The organism is Streptomyces sp. NPDC001594 (genome assembly GCF_042893675.1).
Lineage (GTDB): Bacteria > Actinomycetota > Actinomycetes > Streptomycetales > Streptomycetaceae > Streptomyces.
Map to the genome: position 1 here is coordinate 276,481 of NZ_JBIAVB010000004.1, position 15,327 is coordinate 291,807.

Sequence of the window (15,327 nt, forward strand, 5' to 3'; positions counted from 1 at the left end):
CCTGGGCCGACACAAGGGTTTTCGCACTCAAGGGGCACTCGCATCACGCTCTGTGTGGGCAAGCTCACCACCGGGGAAGGGTCGTAAGGCCGTGTCGGCAGTCCCTAAACTCAGCTTGTTTCAAGGAGGGAGCCATCGTGCGCAAGGTGCTCATCGCCAACCGTGGCGAAATCGCTGTCCGCGTTGCCCGGGCCTGCCGGGACGCCGGGATCGCGAGCGTAGCCGTCTACGCCGATCCGGACCGGGACGCTCTGCACGTCCGCGCGGCAGACGAAGCTTTCGCGTTGGGCGGTGACACCCCGGCGGCCAGCTACCTCGACATCGGCAAGGTCCTGCAGGCCGCCGCCGACTCCGGCGCCGACGCCATCCACCCCGGGTACGGGTTCCTGTCCGAGAACGCCGAGTTCGCCCAGGCCGTCCTCGACGCGGGCCTGACCTGGATCGGCCCGCCGCCGCAGGCCATCCGCGACCTCGGCGACAAGGTGGCCGCCCGCCACATCGCCCAGCGCGCCGGGGCCCCGCTCGTCGCCGGCACCCCCGACCCCGTCTCCGGGGCCGACGAGGTCGTCGCCTTCGCCGAGCAGCACGGCCTGCCCATCGCCATCAAGGCCGCCTTCGGCGGTGGCGGGCGCGGCCTGAAGGTCGCCCGCACCCTCGAAGAGGTCCCCGAGCTCTACGAGTCCGCCGTCCGCGAGGCCGTCGCCGCCTTCGGCCGCGGCGAGTGCTTCGTCGAGCGCTACCTCGACAAGCCGCGCCACGTCGAGACGCAGTGCCTGGCCGACTCCCACGGCAACGTGGTCGTCGTCTCCACCCGCGACTGCTCGCTCCAGCGCCGCCACCAGAAGCTCGTGGAAGAGGCCCCGGCCCCCTTCCTCTCCGAGGCCCAGAACGCGCAGCTGTACGCCGCGTCCAAGGCCATCCTCAAGGAGGCCGGCTACGTCGGCGCGGGCACCGTCGAGTTCCTCGTCGGCACCGACGGCACCATCTCCTTCCTGGAGGTCAACACCCGCCTCCAGGTCGAGCACCCGGTGACCGAGGAGGTCGCCGGCATCGACCTGGTCCGCGAGATGTTCCGCATCGCCGACGGCGAGGAACTCGGCTACGGCGACCCCGTCCTGCGCGGCCACTCCTTCGAGTTCCGCATCAACGGCGAGGACCCGGGCCGCAACTTCCTGCCCGCCCCCGGCACCGTCACCAGGTTCGACGCCCCCAGCGGCCCGGGCGTCCGCCTGGACGCCGGCGTGGAGTCCGGCTCGGTCATCGGCCCCGCCTGGGACTCCCTGCTCGCCAAGCTGATCGTCACCGGCGCCACCCGCGAGCAGGCCCTCCAGCGGGCCGCCCGCGCCCTGGCGGAGTTCAACGTGGAGGGCATGGCCACCGCCATCCCCTTCCACCGCGCGGTCGTCGCCGACCCCGCCTTCGCCCCGGCCGACGGCAACCCGTTCACGGTCCACACCCGCTGGATCGAGACCGAGTTCGTCAACGAGATCCCCGCGTTCGCGGCCCCGGCCGCCGAGGACACCGAGGACGAGCCCGGCCGCGAGACGGTCGTCGTCGAGGTCGGCGGCAAGCGGCTGGAGGTCTCCCTCCCGTCCTCCCTGGGCATGACCCTGGCCCGCACGGCCGCAGCGGGCGGCGCCAAGCCGAAGCGCCGCGCCGCGAAGAAGTCCGGCCCGGCCGCCTCCGGCGACACCCTCGCGTCCCCGATGCAGGGCACGATCGTCAAGGTCGCGGTGGAGGAGGGCCAGCAGGTCAACGAGGGCGACCTGATCGTCGTCCTGGAGGCGATGAAGATGGAGCAGCCGCTGAACGCGCACCGCTCCGGCACCATCGTCGGCCTGACGGCCGAGGTCGGCGCGTCGCTCACCTCGGGCGCCACCATCTGCGAGATCAAGGACTGACACCCCCGCACGTACGAAGGCCCCCGCCCGGCTGACCGGGCGGGGGCCTTCGGGCTTCCCGAAAACGCCGGCGGGGCTATTTATAGCCCCGCCGGCGTTTGAGGCGCTGGGGGCACCTCCCAGCGGTAGCTGGGGGAGGGTCTGGGGGCGGAGCCCCCAGGAGGCCCCGCCCCGCGGGCGGCCGCACCGCACCCCACCGCACCACCGGCCGGTGTCCGACGGGCCGCCCTGGCGGGGACGGCCCGGCGGACACCGGCCGGAAGAACCACGGCGGGACCGGCGGCAGCCGAACGGCTAGCGGCGCCTCATGTCCGCGACCCGCGCCCGCTCCCCCGCCCCCTGCTGCTCCAGCAGCCCCGCGGGCGCACTCCGCAGCTGCGCAGCCGTCGGGCCGCCCCGCCGCTGCACCGGCAGCGGCGCCTCCCGGCGCGGCCGACGCCCCGGCAGCCCGTCCCCGGCCCCGCCGTGCCCGCCGCCGGAGGCCGGCGCGGACCCGGCGACCGTGATCTGCACGCCCTGGTCGGCCAGCGCCTGCAACTCCGTGGCGGCCCGGTCGTCGTGCGGCGGGGGCTCGTCCGTCACCAGCCGGGTCATCACGTCCGTCGGCACCGTCTGGAACATCGTGTCGGTGCCCAGCTTCGTGTGGTCCGCGAGGACCACCACCTCCGCCGCCGCCTGCACCAGCGCCCGGTCCACGCTCGCGGAGAGCATGTTGGACGTGGACAGCCCGCGCTCGGCGGTCAGACCGCTGCCGGACAGGAAGGCCCGCGAGACCCGCAGCCCCTGCAGGGACTGCTCGGCGCCGCTGCCGACGAGGGCGTAGTTCGACCCGCGCAGCGTGCCGCCGGTCATCACCACCTCCACCCGGTTGGCGTGCGCCAGCGCCTGGGCGACGAGCAGCGAGTTGGTGACGACGGTCAGGCCGGGCACCCGGGCCAGCCGGCGGGCCAGCTCCTGGGTCGTGGTGCCCGCGCCGACGACGACGGCCTCGCCCTCTTCGACGAGACCGGCCGCGACGTCGGCGATGGCGGTCTTCTCCGCCGTGGCGAGATGGGACTTTTGCGGAAAGCCGGACTCTCGCGTGAATCCGCCCGGCAATACCGCACCGCCGTGCCGGCGGTCGAGGAGTCCTTCTGCCTCCAGTGCCCGCACGTCGCGCCGTACGGTCACTTCGGAGGTCTGGACGACGCGGGCGAGCTCCCGGAGCGATACCGCTCCGTTGGCCCGCACCATTTCGAGGATCAGTTGGCGACGTTCAGCAGCGAACACGAAACTGACAGTAACCCCAACGACCGTCTGGTTTCAGCTCCTTGCACCGGAATACCGAAGTTGTCCATACGGTGGGGCGACAAGTGGTATACGCGTCCGAACGGACATCCCGCGTCCATCCGGACGCCACCGCCCGGCCCCCGGAGCCCGCCCCAACCCCGTTGCCGGCAGGGGCGGTTACCCGGGCCCTACGCCTCGCCGGCCGCCTTGCGCGTGTGCAGCTGGCGGGCGACCTCGGCGATCGAACCCGACAGCGAGGGGTACACGGTGAACGCGTTTGCGATCTGCTCGACGGTCAGGTTGTTGTCGACGGCGATCGAGATCGGGTGGATCAGCTCGCTCGCACGCGGCGACACGACCACACCGCCGACCACGATCCCGGTGCCCGGGCGGCAGAACATCTTCACGAAGCCGTCCCGGATGCCCTGCATCTTGGCGCGCGGGTTGCGCAGCAGGGGCAGCTTCACGACACGGGCGTCGATCTTCCCGGCGTCCACGTCGGCCTGGGTGTAACCGACAGTGGCGATCTCGGGGTCGGTGAAGACGTTCGAGGAGACCGTCTTGAGGTTCAGCGGGGCCACCGCGTCGCCGAGGAAGTGGTACATCGCGATGCGCCCCTGCATGGCGGCCACGGAGGCCAGCGCGAAGACGCCCGTCACGTCGCCGGCCGCGTACACGCCCGGCGAGGACGTGCGCGAGACCTTGTCGGTCCAGATGTGCCCGGACTCCTTGAGCCGGACCCCGGACTCCTCCAGGTTCATGTTCTTGGTGTTCGGGATCGCGCCGACCGCCATCAGGCAGTGCGTGCCGCTGATGACCCGGCCGTCGGAGAGGGTGACCTCGACCCGGTCGCCGACCCGCTTGGCGGACTCGGCGCGCGAGCGGCCGATGACGTTCATGCCGCGGCGGCGGAAGACGTCCTCCAGGACGGCGGCCGCGTCCGGGTCCTCGCCCGGCAGCACGCGGTCGCGCGAGGACACCAGCGTCACGCGGGAGCCCAGCGCCTGGTACGCGCCGGCGAACTCGGCGCCCGTGACACCGGAGCCGACCACGATGAGCTCCTCGGGGAGCTCCTCCAGGTCGTAGACCTGGGTCCAGTTCAGGATCCGCTCCCCGTCGGGCATCGCGTCGGGGATCTCGCGGGGGGTGCCGCCGGTGGCGATCAGCACGGCGTCGGCGGTGAGGATCGTCTCCGTGCCGTCGGCCGCGGTGACGATGACGTCCCGGGTGCCGTCGATGCCCTGCGGCCCGCCGAGCTTGCCGCGGCCGCGCAGGACGCGGGCGCCGGCCCGGGTCACGGAGGCGGTGATGTCGTGCGACTGGGCGAGCGCGAGGCGCTTGACGCGCCGGTTCACCTTGCCGAGGTCGACGCCGACGACGCGCGCGGCCTGCTCGAGGGGCGGGGTGTCGTCGGCGACGACGATGCCGAGCTCCTCGTAGGAGGAGTCGAAGGTGGTCATGACCTCGGCGGTCGCGATGAGGGTCTTGGAGGGCACGCAGTCGGTCAGCACCGACGCCCCGCCCAGACCGTCGCAGTCGACGACGGTCACCTCCGCGCCGAGCTGGGCCCCCACCAGGGCCGCCTCATACCCGCCGGGTCCGCCGCCGATGATCACGATCCGGGTCACGAAAACTCCGCCTCACGTCTGCCCGGCCGGCTGCCGCCCCGGCCGGCGATCCGGGGGGTCTCCCCGGGGGATGCATTCCACGCCCATTGTCCCGCACGCTTCAAGGTGCTCCACTCCCGGTCCCGCCCACGTGTCCCACTCCCGGTCCTGTCATCCGTGCGCCATCCGGGCACGCGTGCCGGGGCACCCCTCCCGTACCCTCGACCTCATGTCGCTCTACGCCGCGTACGCCGGCAACCTCGACCCGCGGCTGATGACGCGCCGCGCTCCGCATTCGCCGCTGCGCGGCACGGGCTGGATCAACGACTGGCGGCTGACCTTCGGCGGCGAGCAAATGGGCTGGGAGGGCGCCCTCGCCACCATCGTGGAAGCCCCCCGCCAGCAGGTCTTCGTCGCCCTGTACGACGTCGCGCCGCTCGACGAGGACTCCATGGACCGCTGGGAGGGCGTCGGCCTGGACATCTACCGCCGCATGCGCATCCGGGTCCACACGCTGGACGGCGAGGAGGCCGCCTGGTGCTACGTCCTCAACGGCTACGAGGGCGGCCTCCCCTCGGCCCGCTACCTCGGCGAGATCGCCGACGCCGCGGAATCGGCGGGCGCCCCGCACGACTACGTGATGGAACTCCGCAAGCGCCCCTGCTGACGATCCGCCCCGCCTGGGGGCACCTCCCAGCGGTAGCCGGGGGAGTTTGGCGCGCGGGGGGACGTTTCGGCGGAAACGACAAGGCAACGATCCGAACACCGTGAGCTGTGCCATCTACGCGCGTAGGCCAACAGCGGCTACGCTCATCCGCGTGAACGCATCTGTTACCGACCCCTTCGCCGCCGCCGACGCCGCCGCCGCCCGCCTCCGCGAGCTCACCGGCGTCGAATCCCACGATGTCGCCCTCGTCATGGGCTCCGGCTGGGCCCCCGCCGCAGAGGCGCTCGGCGCGCCCGAGGCCGAGTTCCCGGTCACCGAGCTGCCCGGCTTCCCGCCGCCCGCCGTCGAGGGCCACGGCGGCAAGATCCGCTCCTACAAGATCGGCGACAAGCGCGCGCTGCTCTTCCTCGGCCGGACCCACTTCTACGAGGGCCGCGGCGTCGCCGCCGTCGCGCACGGCGTCCGCACCGCCGTCGCCGCGGGCTGCAAGACCGTCGTCCTGACCAACGGCTGCGGCGGCCTGCGCGAGGGCATGAAGCCCGGCCAGCCCGTCCTGATCAGCGACCACCTCAACCTCACCGCGACCTCGCCGATCGTCGGCGCGAACTTCGTGGACCTCACCGACCTGTACTCGCCGCGCCTGCGCGCGATGTGCAAGGAGATCGACGAGACCCTCGAAGAGGGCGTCTACGTCCAGTTCCCCGGCCCGCACTACGAGACCCCGGCCGAGATCAACATGATCCGCGTCATGGGCGCCGACCTGGTCGGCATGTCCACCGTGCTGGAGGCCATCGCCGCCCGTGAGGCCGGCGCCGAGGTGCTCGGCATCTCCCTGGTCACCAACCTGGCCGCGGGCCTGTCCGGCGAGCCGCTGAACCACGAAGAGGTCCTCCAGGCCGGCCGCGACTCCGCCGCCCGCATGGGCACCCTGCTGACGCAGGTCCTCGCCCGCATCTGACCGACGACGCACGAGAGGTAAGGCGGAACTAGTGGAACAGGCACAGGACGACCTGCTCACCCGGGCCCGGACCTGGCTGGCGGAGGACCCCGACGAGGAGACGGCGGCCGAGCTGCGCGCGCTCATCGAGGCGGGCGACACCGCGGAGCTCGCGGACCGCTTCTCCGGCACGCTCCAGTTCGGCACCGCCGGGCTGCGCGGGGAGATCGGCGCGGGCCCGATGCGGATGAACCGCTCCGTGGTCATCCGCGCCGCGGCGGGCCTGGCGGCCTACCTCAAGGCCCAGGGCCACGAGGGCGGCCTGGTGGTCGTCGGCTACGACGCCCGCTACAAGTCCGCGGACTTCGCCCGCGACACGGCGGCCGTCATGACGGGCGCCGGCCTGCGCGCGGCCGTGCTCCCCCGCCCCCTCCCCACGCCCGTCCTCGCGTACGCCATAAGGCACCTGGGGGCCGTCGCCGGCGTCGAGGTGACCGCGAGCCACAACCCGCCCCGGGACAACGGCTACAAGGTCTACCTCGGCGACGGCTCGCAGATCGTCTCCCCGGCGGACGCGCAGATCGCGGCGGAGATCGACGCGATCCCCTCCCTCGCCGCCGTCCCCCGCCCCTCCGACGGCTGGCTGCAGCTCGACGAGGAGGTCCTGGAGGCCTACCTGGCGCGCACGGACGCCGTCCTGACGCCCGCGTCCCCGCGCGGCGTGCGGACCGTGTACACGGCCATGCACGGCGTCGGCAAGGACGTCGTCATGGCGGCCTTCGCCCGGCACGGCTTCCCCACCCCGGTGCTCGTCGCCGAGCAGGCGGAGCCGGACCCGGCCTTCCCGACGGTCGCCTTCCCCAACCCGGAGGAGCCCGGCGCGATGGACCTGGCCTTCGCGAAGGCCGCCGAGGTCCAGCCGGACATCGTGATCGCCAACGACCCGGACGCGGACCGCTGCGCCGTGGCCGTCCCCGACAACGGCGGCTGGCGCATGCTGCGCGGCGACGAGGTCGGCGCCCTCCTGGCGGCCCACCTGGTCCACAAGGGCGCGCAGGGCGTCTTCGCCGAGTCGATCGTCTCCTCGTCCCTCCTGGGGCGGATCGCCGAGGCGGCGAACCTCGGCTACGAGGAGACCCTCACGGGCTTCAAGTGGATCTCCCGCGTGGAGGGCCTGCGCTACGGCTACGAGGAGGCCCTCGGCTACTGCGTGGACCCCGAGGGCGTCCGCGACAAGGACGGCATCACCGCCGCCCTGCTGGTCGCCGAACTGGCCTCGGTGCTCAAGGAGCAGGGCCGCACCCTGACCGACCTCCTGGACGACCTGGCGATGGCCCACGGCCTCCACCACACCGACCAGCTGTCGGTCCGCGTCGAGGACCTGTCGATCATCGCCAACGCGATGGCGCAGCTGCGCGCGGAACCCCCGACGGCCCTGGCGGGCCTGCGGGTGGTCTCGGCGGAGGACCTGTCCCAGGGCACGGACAAGCTCCCGCCCACGGACGGCCTGCGCTACTACCTGGAGGGCGACTACAAGGCCCGGGTCATCTGCCGCCCGTCCGGCACGGAGCCCAAGCTGAAGTGCTACCTCGAGGTGGTCGTCCCGGTAGCGGAACCCTCGGACCTCGCCTCGGCCCGCACCCGCGGCCAGGAAGTCCTGGACACGGTGAAGAAGGACCTCGCGGCGGCCATGGGCCTGTAGCCCCTGACCCCCGCCCCGACGGCCCCCACAGCTCCGGCTGCGGGGGCCGTCGCCGTCCGCGACCGGCACCGACCAGCCGGACGGCACCACACAGGGTCGGGACCCCATCCAGCGGTCTCAGAGCTGTCTTGGGGCTTCCCCGTCAGTCTCATCGTCCTTCCGCGTCGGGCCGGCCTGTCAAGAGCGCTCCTTCGTCGCGTCGCTACGCGATGTCGCTGCGCTCCACCCTTGACAGCCCGTCCCGCCCCGGAAAAACGAAGACTGCCGGGAAACCCCCCAAGGAACGGGACGGTCCGGAATTGGACGTGCGGCGGACTCAGCGCTGTCCCCCGGAACCGCCCTCCGCGACAGATCGCTACGCGCTCCTCCCGTCTCAGCGTCCGCCGCCCGCCTGGGCCCGCTGCCCGCACCAAAGGCCAACCGGACCGTCATCCGGGGCCGGTGGGCGCACCAGATCGCTACGCGCTCCTCGTTTTTCGGCGGCGAGCTGCCGTCTTGGGCTTCTACCTGCACCGAAGAAGCGGGCCGCCTTGATCATTAAGGTTCGGACATGACCACACGAGACGACTTGCTCATCGATCTGATCAACCGGACGGAGATGGAGGGCGAAGGGCCTCGCATCACCGTCGTGGCGCAGGGTGTGGTGATAACGGGCCGGATCGCGGCCCACCGGCACTGGGCGACGCACCTTGCCGCCCAGCTCTCCGACACCGGCCTCCCCGACCTCCGCTTCGCCGAGGACTTCAGCCGAGAGGCCGGGGAGCCCCTTGAGTACCCCCCGGCCTTCCTCCACCTCCAAGGCTGCCAACTGATCTCCGGCGCCAGCAGCCTCCCCGCCGCCCTCGGCGAATCCTTCCGGGTCCCACTCGCCACGATCAGCGCGTGGAGCGTGCGCTGACGTACGGGATGCCGCGCGCCCACAGTTCTTCGGCGTGACCGGCGAAGCGGTCGTACATCCCCTCCTCACCATGGCGGCGGAGGTGGAACATGGGCGAGTCATGGCCGATCACGCGAGCGAGGTGGGGGGGTGACGAGGGCGTCGGAGTCGAAGAGGAACACGCTCAGGCCGACGTGGTTGGCGGCGTCTTCCGGGGCGCTGGTCCGGACTTCCAGACCGTCCAGGGGGGCGAGCCGGTCCAGCTGCTCCAGGGACATCCGGATGCGCGTGGAGACGGTCAGCGCCGCCCCTTCGACCTCCTCGCGCCGACGAGTGGTCTCGCCGGTCGGATCGCCGAGGAGGAAGCGGACCCGGCAGCCGCTCTGGACCTTCTTGCGGATGATCCCCGCGAAGTCGGGGATCATCGTCCAGAAGAAGTAGTTCGTGTACCCGGCCAGCAGCATGTCGGACGTCGCGTCGGCGACCAGCTTGGCCCACACGGTGGAAGGGCACGCCGAGCGGTACGGGTAGGAGTGGACGAGCTCCCTGTCCTGCCCGGTCTTCACACGGCTGCTCACTGCCTCGGGCCAGATCATGCGCTCCTCAACTCCCAACACCCGCGCCACATCCGCACGGTTTCGAGCATGCGGCACCAGCGTGGGATCCGCTAACCACCGGGTGACCGTCTTCCCGGACACCCCCACTCGATCGGCCAACTGATGTGGCCTCACACCGGCGTCGGTGCGATCAGGCGACAGGTCTGCGGCGCAACCAGCGAACTGCCACTCGCACTGGCTCTTGCCGCCGTACACATCACCGAAGGGGAGCAGGACGCGCTTGACCTGATCGATCCGACCCTCCGCTGCACCCTCGGGCCGCACCGTGGGCGCCATCGCGACCTGGTCTTGGACACGGACGGGGAAGACAGCGCGGTCTGGACGTCCTGGCGGAACGGCGAGCTGCCGACATCCGTCGAGATCCTCAAGAACTGCGGCGCGAGCAACGGCCTGGCTGCGGGAAGCGACGACGTCTGCACCCATTACTCCGGTCACCCCGACGAACACTCATGGGCCCTGTTCGATCCGGTGCTCGCCTACATCGACGAACACATGCCCGAGGCCCTCCTCCGAGCCGCCGCGCCCTTCCTTCTCAGCCAGTTGGCGTGCAACAACCCCAGACGGCCGGCAGACGCTGAGACAGGAGAAGCGCGTAGCGATCTGACGCGGAGGGCGGCACCGAAGGGCATGCATGTCGGCCCGGATGCCCGGCGAGGCGGCCCCCGACGACCCCGAAGGGTCGCTGATACGGCCGCATGTCCATCAATCCACCGTCCCGTTCCTTTGGGGGTTTCCCGGCAGTCTCCGTTTTTCCGGGGCGGGACGGGCTGTCAAGGGTGGAGCGCAGCGACATCGCGTAGCGACGCGACGAAGGAGCGCTCTTGACTGACCGGCCCGACGCGGAAGGACGATGAGACTGACGGGAAAGCCCCAACCCCTCCCTGAGACCGCCCCGCCGGAACCCGGTCTTCGTAAGTTCCGGCCGGCAGGACGGTCCCGCCCGGCGGAGTCCCCGTCCCCACCCACCGGCCCGCACCGGGGGAGGCGGGTGGGCAGGCGCCGCTCAGCCGGGACCTCTCGAGGGGGAGATGGCGGGCCCGCACCGCGAGCCGTCCACCCCCTCAGGAGGCCGACGGCGACGGGCTGCCCGTCGGACGTCCCCCCACCCCCCTCAGGAGGCCGAAGGCGACGGGCTCCCCGTCGGGCGGACCAGTTCGCCCAGGGTCGGGGCGGATTCCGGGCGGTTGCGGACCGCGTCGGTGCATTCCCAGGCGCGCGGCGGGTCCGCGTCCGGGCCGCCCAGGACCACCGGGCCGGGGCCCGCCGAGATGGCGTCGCTCGCCGAGAGGGTGCACACGATCTGGGCCAGGGCCACCGGCGGGAGGTCCTCCGGCTTGCGGCTCAGCCGTACCGTGCCCGACGGGTCGCCGGGGCGCGCCGGGGTGGCCGTCAGGCCGTCCGGGACGCCGGTCGTGAAGCCGCCTTCCCGTTCCTGCTCGGACGGGGTGCGTTCCAGTTCCTCCAGCAGGGCCTGCGCGACCAGCGTGACGGGCTCGCGCCCGGTGCGCTTCTCGGGTACGGGGACGACCCGTTCCACCGCCACCAGCTGCGATCCGCAGACCAGTTCCACCTTGGCGCGGAACCCCTGCACCCCGCTCTGTCCGGGCGGCAGGTCCGGGGTGTCGCAGGAGACCCGTGAGGGGGCCGGGCCCACGTCGACCGGGACGGTCGTGGCCCGGATCCCGCACCCGGACAGGGAGAGGGCGAGGAAGAGGCATCCCAGAGCCGGCAGTGTCCTACGCGTCCGTGCCGTCACCGGCGATCACCTTCCCCACGTCCACCGGAAGCCGCAGGGTGAACACGGCCCCGCCCTCCGGGCCGTTCGCGGCCGTGATGTCGCCGCCGTGGATGTGCGCGTTCTCCATGGCGATCGACAGGCCCAGTCCGCTGCCGTCCGACTTCGGCCGGGAGGCGCTGGCCTTGTAGAACCGGTCGAAGACGTGCGGCAGCACCTCCTCCGGGATGCCCGGTCCGTTGTCCTTGACGGCGACGACCAGCCACTCCTCCTCGACCCGGACCGAAACCCGCACCGGCGAGCCGCCGTGCTTGAGGGCGTTGCCGATCAGGTTGGCCAGGATGACGTCGAGCCGCCTGGGGTCGAGGCGGGCCACGATGCCGCGTCCGGCGTCGACCTCGACGGCGTCCAGCCAGGCGCGGGCGTCGATGCAGGCGGTGACCTGGTCGGCGACGTTGACGTCGTCGAGGACGAGCCGGGCCGTCCCCGCGTCGAAGCGGGTGACCTCCATCAGGTTCTCCACCAGGTCGTTCAACCGCCTCGTCTCGCTGACCACCAGGCCCACCGCCGGCGCGATCATCGGGTCGAGGTCGTCGACCTCTTCCTCCAGCACCTCGGCGACCGCGGTCAACGCCGTGAGCGGGGTGCGCAGTTCGTGGCTCATGTCGGCGACGAACCGCCGGCTGGCCTCCTCCCGCGCGCTCATGTCGGCGACCTTCTTCTCCAGCGCCTCGGCGGTCCGGTTGAAGGTCCGTGACAGGTCGGCGAGTTCGTCGGTCCCCGACACGTCGAGCCGGTGGTCGAGTTCGCCCTCGCCGAGCCGCCGCGCGGCCTCGGCGAGGCGCTGTACGGGCTTGAGGACGGTCCGGGCGGCCGCTTGCGCGAGCAGGGCGGACCCGAGCAGGGCCAGGCCCGTCGCGATGGTCAGGGACCAGCCGAGGGCGTTGAGGTCGTCGCGTTCCGTGGCCAGGGACTTGTACATGTAGCCGGTGGGTCCGCCGCCGACGATGCGCGTGCCGCCGACCAGGTACGGGTTGCCGTGGGGCTTCGTCCGCTGCCAGTACATGTGGTACTGGGCGTCGTTCGCGGTGGTGCTCTTCTGCTGGTCGTTCACGGCGTGCTGGAGGGACTTCGGTACGTCGTCCAGTCCGAAGGTCGCGGCCCCGGCGGCGCCGAACCGCAGCCGCTTGTCCTTGCCCTCGCTGACGAGCAGCACGCTGTACCCGGGGCTGCTGCCGGCCATGAGTTCGGCGGTGCGCTGGAGTTCCTCGGGGGTGGGGTCGGCGGGCAGGGCGGCGGCGCGGTTCTGCATCTCCTGGCGGAAGTCGCCCAGGGCCGCGTCCTGGGTGCGGGTGAGCACCGCCTCGCGGTTGAGCCAGTAGGCGATTCCGGAGGCGGAGACCGCGGCCGTCAGGGCGACCAGGGCGAACACCACGAGCAGCCGCACCCGCAGACTGGTCCAGCGCCGGCCCGCGAAGAGGGCCTTGATCACTGCGGGGAGTCCAGCCGGTAGCCGACACCCCGGACCGTGCGGATCAGGGTCGGTGAGGAGGGGACCTCCTCGACCTTGGCGCGCAGCCGCTGGACGCACGCGTCGACGAGCCGCGAGTCGCCGAGGTAGTCGTGCTCCCACACCAGCCGCAGCAGCTGCTGGCGGGAGAGCGCCTGCCCGGGCCGGCGGCTGAGCTCCAGCAGCAGCCGCAGCTCGGTCGGCGTGAGCTGGAGGTCCTCGCCGTTCTTGGTCACGGTCATGGCGGCGCGGTCGATGACGAGGGACCCGAAGACGGCGGAGTCGCTGGCCTCGCGCTCGCCGCGGCGCAGCACTGCGCGGATGCGGGCGTCGAGCACCCGGCCCTGGACGGGCTTGACGACGTAGTCGTCGGCTCCGGACTCCAGGCCGACGACGACATCGATGTCGTCGCTGCGCGCGGTGAGCAGGATGATCGGCAGCTGGTCGGTGCGGCGGATCCTCCGGCACACCTCGAAGCCGTCGATGCCGGGCAGCATGACGTCGAGCACGATCAGGTCCGGCCGCTGCTCACGGAGCAGTTTCAGGCCGTCCTCACCCGTCGCCGCGGTGGCCACACGGTGGCCCTGGCGGGTCAGGGAGAGTTCGAGGGCCGTGCGGATGGCGTCGTCGTCCTCGATCAGCAACAGGAAAGGCACGGGCTCATTCTGTCCCATCGGCCGTCGGGACTTCGACCGTCGCGCGCGACGGATCCTCCGCGGATCCGGCACGCGTCCCTCGCGGGTCCGGCGTGGATCCGGCGTCGAGTCCCGCTCGGATCCGGATCGCGGGCGGCTGTGACAGTGCTGTGACAGTCGACGGACACGGCGGTTAAGTCGGCCGGGCAGTCTTTTGTCATCGGAACACGGACAGAAGCAGACTCCACGACGGGGGGCGCGAGATGAACACGCTGCACAGCATCACCACCAGCGCGGTTGTCACGCGGCTGCACGACGCGAACCGCCGGGCGGGTGTCCGTACGGTGCCGGGCTCCCGGCGACAGGCTCGCGTCGTAGCCATTGACGCGAACCAGTACCAGGCGGTTCCCGCCCAGCGGACCCCTTCCTCCACTTCCTCCCCGTCCTCCTCCTCGGAGGCGGAGTTCACGGCGTACGTCCAGGAGCGGCGCGCGGCTCTGTACGCGACGGCCTTCCACCTGACCGGCGACCGGCACGAGGCCGAGGACCTGCTGCAGAGCGCGCTGTTCTCCACGTACCGGGCCTGGGACCGGATCAGTGACAAGGCGGCGGTGGGCGGCTACCTGCGCCGGACGATGACGAACCTGCACATCAGCGCGTGGCGCCGGCGCAAGCTGAACGAGTACCCGACGGAGGAGCTGCCCGAGACGGCCTCCGACACGGACGCGATGCGCGGTACGGAGCTGCGCGCGGTGCTCTGGCAGGCGCTGGCCCGGATCCCGGAGCCGCAGCGCACGATGCTGGTGCTGCGCTACTACGAGGGCCGCACGGACCCGGAGATCGCGGAGATCCTGGGCATCAGCGTCGGCACGGTGAAGTCGAGCATCTGGCGGTCGCTGCGCCGGCTGCGCGAGGACGAGGTGCTGAGCTTCGGCCGTGACGAGGCGGAGTCCTTCGGGGAGCTCGTCGCGTAACGCGGCGACACCCACACAGACCACCGGCCAGGGGGTCCGTCCTACGGGGGTGGGACGGAGGCCATGGGGGGATGGAGGCGGGATCGGGCGGTCGGGGGTCCGCTCGGTCCCGCTTCCTCTTTGCGCCCGGGTCGCTCACGCGGCCCGGGCGCTTTCACGTACGGCGGGGCCTTCGCGGGCCTTCGCGTACCGCCGGCTACGCCACCGCCGCGCTGGCCGAGCGGTGGCGGCCCGCCGCGGCCGCGGCGAGGCGGCCCAGGGCCTCGTCGCCGCCGCAGGCGTGGGCGCCGAGGGCGACGTGCCGGGCGACGATGCCGCGTTCGGCGCGCATCAGGCGCAGGCCCCGGCGCACCAGGAACGGCAGGGACTTGCGGCCTTCGCGCAGGTCGCGGGCGAGGCGCCGGCGGAAGGTGGTGGAGGGGCGGCCGCGCAGGCAGATGGCGTCGGCGAGGAGGCCGAGTTCCTGGCAGCGGGCGGCGATGTCGGCGGCGAAGATGCCCTCCGCGATGAACAGCGGGGTGCGGGAGATGTCCAGGGTCTCGGTGCCGGTGCGGGAGCTGGTCGCGATGTCGTAGACCGGGACCTCGGTGCGGCCGGTGCGGCAGAGTGCGGCGACGGCGGCCACGGCGACGTCGGCGTCCCAGGACTCCGGGGAGTCCCAGTCGATGTCCGAGCTGCCCTCGACCAGGGGGAGGGTCGGGTCCGTCCCCTCCTTGTAGAAGTCGTCCAGGCGCAGGACGGGCAGCCCCGAGCGGGCCGCGAGCGAGGACTTGCCGGAACCCGAGGGACCGGTCAGGAGCACGACGCGCGTCGGAAGGGGAGATGAACAGCTCACGGGAGACCAGTGTGAGGCATGACCCGGCGTATCAACACACCGCCGACAGCTCCTGCGACCG

Annotated in this window: 13 protein-coding genes; 6 read left to right on the plus strand and 7 right to left on the minus strand. The window is 72.1% G+C overall.

Annotation, left to right across the window (positions count from 1 at the left end):
• The first annotated feature begins 137 nt into the window (after window positions 1-137).
• Complete coding sequence (locus tag ACFY0O_RS10210; RefSeq protein ID WP_388945145.1) at window positions 138-1,901, plus strand: acetyl/propionyl/methylcrotonyl-CoA carboxylase subunit alpha; 1,764 nt, start codon at window positions 138-140, stop codon at window positions 1,899-1,901.
• A gap of 294 nt (window positions 1,902-2,195) precedes the next feature.
• Here the strand turns inward: ACFY0O_RS10210 and ACFY0O_RS10215 are convergent, their stop codons facing one another.
• A complete protein-coding gene (locus ACFY0O_RS10215; RefSeq protein WP_388945605.1) occupies window positions 2,196-3,134 on the minus strand; it encodes a DeoR/GlpR family DNA-binding transcription regulator in 939 nt (312 codons plus the stop codon).
• A gap of 224 nt (window positions 3,135-3,358) precedes the next feature.
• Complete coding sequence (locus tag ACFY0O_RS10220) at window positions 3,359-4,798, minus strand: NAD(P)H-quinone dehydrogenase (protein WP_388945148.1); 1,440 nt, start codon at window positions 4,796-4,798, stop codon at window positions 3,359-3,361.
• Between the two features lie 208 nt (window positions 4,799-5,006).
• Between ACFY0O_RS10220 and ACFY0O_RS10225 the strand changes: the two genes are divergently transcribed.
• The 4 genes from ACFY0O_RS10225 (at window position 5,007) to ACFY0O_RS10240 (ending at window position 8,981) form a co-directional block, all read left to right on the plus strand.
• Window positions 5,007-5,444, plus strand: coding sequence for a gamma-glutamylcyclotransferase (locus tag ACFY0O_RS10225; protein WP_358893600.1), 438 nt, complete (start codon window positions 5,007-5,009; stop codon window positions 5,442-5,444).
• Window positions 5,445-5,595: 151 nt separating this feature from the next.
• The gene (locus ACFY0O_RS10230; RefSeq protein ID WP_045949141.1) at window positions 5,596-6,402 is read left to right on the plus strand and encodes a purine-nucleoside phosphorylase; all 807 of its coding nucleotides are present in this window, start codon (window positions 5,596-5,598) and stop codon (window positions 6,400-6,402) included.
• Between the two features lie 31 nt (window positions 6,403-6,433).
• The gene (locus tag ACFY0O_RS10235; RefSeq protein WP_388945152.1) at window positions 6,434-8,083 is read left to right on the plus strand and encodes a phospho-sugar mutase; all 1,650 of its coding nucleotides are present in this window, start codon (window positions 6,434-6,436) and stop codon (window positions 8,081-8,083) included.
• A 550-nt stretch (window positions 8,084-8,633) separates the two neighbouring features.
• Complete coding sequence (locus ACFY0O_RS10240) at window positions 8,634-8,981, plus strand: hypothetical protein (RefSeq protein ID WP_358893598.1); 348 nt, start codon at window positions 8,634-8,636, stop codon at window positions 8,979-8,981.
• Between the two features lie 98 nt (window positions 8,982-9,079).
• Here ACFY0O_RS10240 and ACFY0O_RS10245 read toward each other — a convergent pair whose 3' ends face one another.
• The 4 genes from ACFY0O_RS10245 to afsQ1 all read right to left on the minus strand — a co-directional run bounded on the left by ACFY0O_RS10245 (window position 9,080) and on the right by afsQ1 (window position 13,478).
• Window positions 9,080-9,556, minus strand: a complete 477-nt coding sequence (locus ACFY0O_RS10245; RefSeq protein ID WP_388945155.1) for an XRE family transcriptional regulator — start codon at window positions 9,554-9,556, stop codon at window positions 9,080-9,082.
• A gap of 1,132 nt (window positions 9,557-10,688) precedes the next feature.
• Window positions 10,689-11,333 carry a hypothetical protein gene (locus ACFY0O_RS10250; RefSeq protein WP_388945158.1) on the minus strand — a complete coding sequence of 215 codons (645 nt, stop codon included), beginning with the start codon at window positions 11,331-11,333 and terminating at the stop codon, window positions 10,689-10,691.
• Window positions 11,314-12,804, minus strand: a complete 1,491-nt coding sequence (locus ACFY0O_RS10255; RefSeq protein WP_388945160.1) for a sensor histidine kinase — start codon at window positions 12,802-12,804, stop codon at window positions 11,314-11,316. Before ACFY0O_RS10255 ends, ACFY0O_RS10250 begins: the two co-directional genes overlap by 20 nt.
• Window positions 12,801-13,478, minus strand: a complete 678-nt coding sequence (gene afsQ1, locus ACFY0O_RS10260; RefSeq protein ID WP_185117195.1) for a two-component system response regulator AfsQ1 — start codon at window positions 13,476-13,478, stop codon at window positions 12,801-12,803. The genes ACFY0O_RS10255 and afsQ1 overlap by 4 nt, the downstream gene beginning before the upstream one ends.
• A gap of 242 nt (window positions 13,479-13,720) precedes the next feature.
• Here afsQ1 and ACFY0O_RS10265 point away from each other — a divergent pair, with 242 nt between their 5' ends.
• Entirely contained in the window at window positions 13,721-14,431 is a 711-nt protein-coding gene (locus tag ACFY0O_RS10265) for a SigE family RNA polymerase sigma factor (RefSeq protein ID WP_388945163.1), read from the plus strand.
• Window positions 14,432-14,627: 196 nt separating this feature from the next.
• Here the strand turns inward: ACFY0O_RS10265 and ACFY0O_RS10270 are convergent, their stop codons facing one another.
• Window positions 14,628-15,266, minus strand: coding sequence for an ATP-binding protein (locus tag ACFY0O_RS10270; protein ID WP_358893592.1), 639 nt, complete (start codon window positions 15,264-15,266; stop codon window positions 14,628-14,630).
• Between the last annotated feature and the right edge of the window lie 61 nt (window positions 15,267-15,327).